The organism is Microcoleus sp. B5-D4 (genome assembly GCF_036705145.1).
Lineage (GTDB): Bacteria > Cyanobacteriota > Cyanobacteriia > Cyanobacteriales > Microcoleaceae > Microcoleus.
The window spans coordinates 1-3,443 of record NZ_JAUBTV010000170.1; the positions used below are offsets into that span (position 1 = coordinate 1).

The 3,443-nt window shown below is 40.8% G+C and carries 2 pseudogenes; both read left to right on the forward strand.

The window, feature by feature from the left end:
- Positions 1-1,003 precede the first annotated feature (1,003 nt).
- Positions 1,004-2,153, forward strand: a pseudogene (locus QUB10_RS33850) (IS5 family transposase); the annotation flags it as partial.
- 120 nt (positions 2,154-2,273) lie between these two features.
- Positions 2,274-3,367 (forward strand): annotated as a pseudogene (locus tag QUB10_RS33855) (IS5 family transposase); the annotation flags it as partial.
- Between the last annotated feature and the right edge of the window lie 76 nt (positions 3,368-3,443).

Consider the following 3,443-nt stretch of genomic DNA (forward strand, 5'->3'; position numbering starts at 1 on the left):
TGATAGGCGTTAAGTGGAAGTCCTGAGAGGGATGAAGCTGAGGCGTACTAATAGACCGAGGGCTTGACCTCTGTTTCTACATGGTGATGATGATGACTTAATTCTCTGCAGTCTTCAGGGTTTTTTACCCTTACAACTTTTCGCTTGTTAAACGCCCATTTGGCTAAGATCTTTTTCCCGTCACTGCATCTCGAAAATAGCTCAATGCCGCTCGACAATATACAAACAAAAGCTCCTACATCAGAGGAGCTTTTGTTGTTGTAGGTTTTAAAGAACTTGGACGGGCTAGAGCATCGGTTCAGTATGCGGTCTTGACAAAACACACTGGAAATGATACCTGAATTGAGAAGCCTGTTAAATTCTCACAATCAGGAAGAAGAAAGAAACCTTATGCGTCGTCCCTTATGACATCCAAGGGTAAACGCATCTTGTCAATAACGAGGGGTTTTAGCACTGCGGACTCGGCTTTATTGTTGTTTATTGAGAACGGTTTTTCCACCTGTAGCGCTTTTGTCTCTACTCAGACGCTATATATGGGAATTTAGAAATTAGATGCGTTTACCCTGGGGTAGAAGCTAGAGGAAAAAAAGGAAACTACTCTACAAAACGCATTAAATTGAGAGCCGAGCGTCCTACTTAATATTTTGTTACATACTTACGAATTTTCCTGCCGGCTTACTTAAAGCCCCATCGGTCGCTGTTGGAGATTAAGATTAGATGCCCAGTCCCTTGTACCAACCAAGCTGCTTTGTAGCTCTTCCTGATCATAGACCGATCGCCCAAAACTGAAAAGCGAAAAAAGACGGAAAAAGACGGGTATTTCTAAAATTTGGATGCAAGGCGGAAAAAGACTGATAAAGGCGGATAAAGACGGCTATACTAGGGCTTGCTGAAGAAGTGATCGCACTTTACGTGGCTTAGGTTAAGAACTGGCACGATCGAGATCAGCGTGCAAGAAAAACAGGTAAAATAGGTCAAAAGTCGTGCATCGCCATCTGCGATCATGTACAGAAAAGCTGAGCTTGCTCCTCCCTCACTCTCCGACTTTGAACTACCCTTCGGAGGGAATTTGTCACTCCTTAACCGTTGGGTAAAAATGGCCCAAATAATCCCGTGGTCTGAATTTGAATCAGAATATGCGAAAACTTTCCCACAGAAAAGGGCGCACCAGCCAAATCATGGAGGATGGCATTGGGAGCATTAATTATCAAAGAAAAATTAGGAATTAGCGATCGCGAAACAGTCGAACAGATCCGCGAAAACCCCTATATGCAATACTTCATCTGTCTATCAAGCTACAGCAATGAACTCGCATTTGACCCATCCCTATTAGTAGACTTTCGGCAAAGAATTAGTCCGAACCTAATTAATAAAGTGAACGAACGGATGGTTGAAAAAATGCGACAAATCACGCCAGTCAAACCAGAAAAAAAAAAGGATTCGGACGCCAAAAATGAGTCATCCAATAGGGTAAAATTAATCATAGATGCAACCTGCGCCCCAGCAGATATTAGTTATCCGACCGACTTAGGACTATTAAACAGAGCCAGAGTTCACACCGAAAAAATCATAGATCTCCTGTATAAACAGCTCAAAGGTAAAATCCCGAAAAAACCAAGAACCTACCGTAATATCGCCCGAAAAGATTACTTATTAATAGCCAAACAAAGAAGACCTACCCGCAAAAAAAAAAGACAGGCCATTAAAAAAAACTTCAATATATCAAAAGAAACCTCGCTCATATTGAACAGCTAATCGATTCAGGTGCGACCCTATAAAGTTTGAACAAACAGCAATATAAAAGCTTGCTAGTCCTCACAGAAGTCACTCGCCAACACCAGTGGTTATTTGATAACAATAAACAGAGCATTGAGGATAGAATAGTAAGTTTAAGTCAACCACACATTCGTCCTATAGTCAGAGGAAAAGCAGGGAAAAGCGTAGAGTTTGGAGCTAAACTATCGGCCAGTTGTTTTGAAGGATATGTATTTTTAGACCGGATGAGCTGGGATAATTTTAACGAATCAGGGGACTTAAAAGCCCAAGTAGAAGCTTATTATAGATTCACGGGATACTATCCAGAGTCAGTTCATGCCGATCGCATTTACCGTACAAAGGAAAACCGAGCATGGTGTAAAGAAAAAGGAATTAGGGCTTGCTGAATAAGCCTAAAACCCTTACCTCAAAAGACTTTGACTCGCGTTCGGCGTTGACAATGTGTAAGACTATGAGCTAAAATTAGTCAAAAGCCATGCACAGCAGCACTTTCGTTCATGTACCGAAAAGTTGACTAGGGCCCCAACCCCACCTTCCAACTTTGACCTTCACGGACAGGGGCAATTATCAGAGAATAATCGTTGGGTAATCATGGCAAAAATAATTCCGTGGTCAGAATTTGAAGATGAATATGCCGAAAATTTTACAGTATCTACAGGAGCGCCTGCCAAATCATTTAGGATGGCATTGGGGGCATTAATAATTAAAGAAAGGCTAGGAACCAGCGACAAAGAAACGCTAGAACAAATAAGAGAAAACCCATACCTACAATACTTTATAGGCATGACAACCTATAGTGATGCTGCACCATTTGATTCATCCATGTTTGTTCATTTTAGGGAGAGAATAGGAGTCAACCTAGTCAATAAAATTAACGAAAAAATGGTCAAAGAGCAGACCGAAGAGCCAGGAGTTATCGTCGAAAAAGAGTCATCAGAAATAAGTGAACCCAAAAATCAAGGAAAATTAATATTAGATGCAACCTGTACGCCAGCAGACCTTAAATATCCGACCGACTTAGGACTATTAAATCAAGCAAGAGAACATACTGAAAAAATCATAGATGCTCTACACAATCAAATTAAGTCACCCGTAAAAAAAAACCGAGAACTTATCGAAACCGAGCCAGAAAAGAATACCTAACCATAGCCGGCACAGCGAAAACCACGACAAAAAGAAAGAAGAAAAGCAATTAAAAAACAACTGCAATACATCCAAAGAAATTTGGCGAATATAGAGGGAATGGGTGAGCTACAGTTACTGACTAAATCTCATTATAAAATGCTGTTAGTAGTGGCAGAAGTCTACCGTCAACAGTTGTCAATGTATGAAAAGAAAGAACATAGTATTCCCGACAGTTGGGGTAAGTTTAAAGCAACCACATATCCGCCCCATCGTCAGAGGGAAAGCCGGGAAATCCGTTGAATTTGGGGCAAAACTGTCAGCCCGTTGTCGAAATGGGTACGTATTTTTAGACCGAATTAGTTGGGATAACTTCAACGAATCAGGAGACCTTAAAAGACAAGTAGAAGCATTTAAACAATTCACCGGATTTTACCCTGAATCAATTCATGTAGATCGGATATATCGCAATACGGTTTACTTAAGGTCGAACAAGTGGTACACTAGGTATGATGTACAAAAAAACAAATCAAGTATAATGCCGT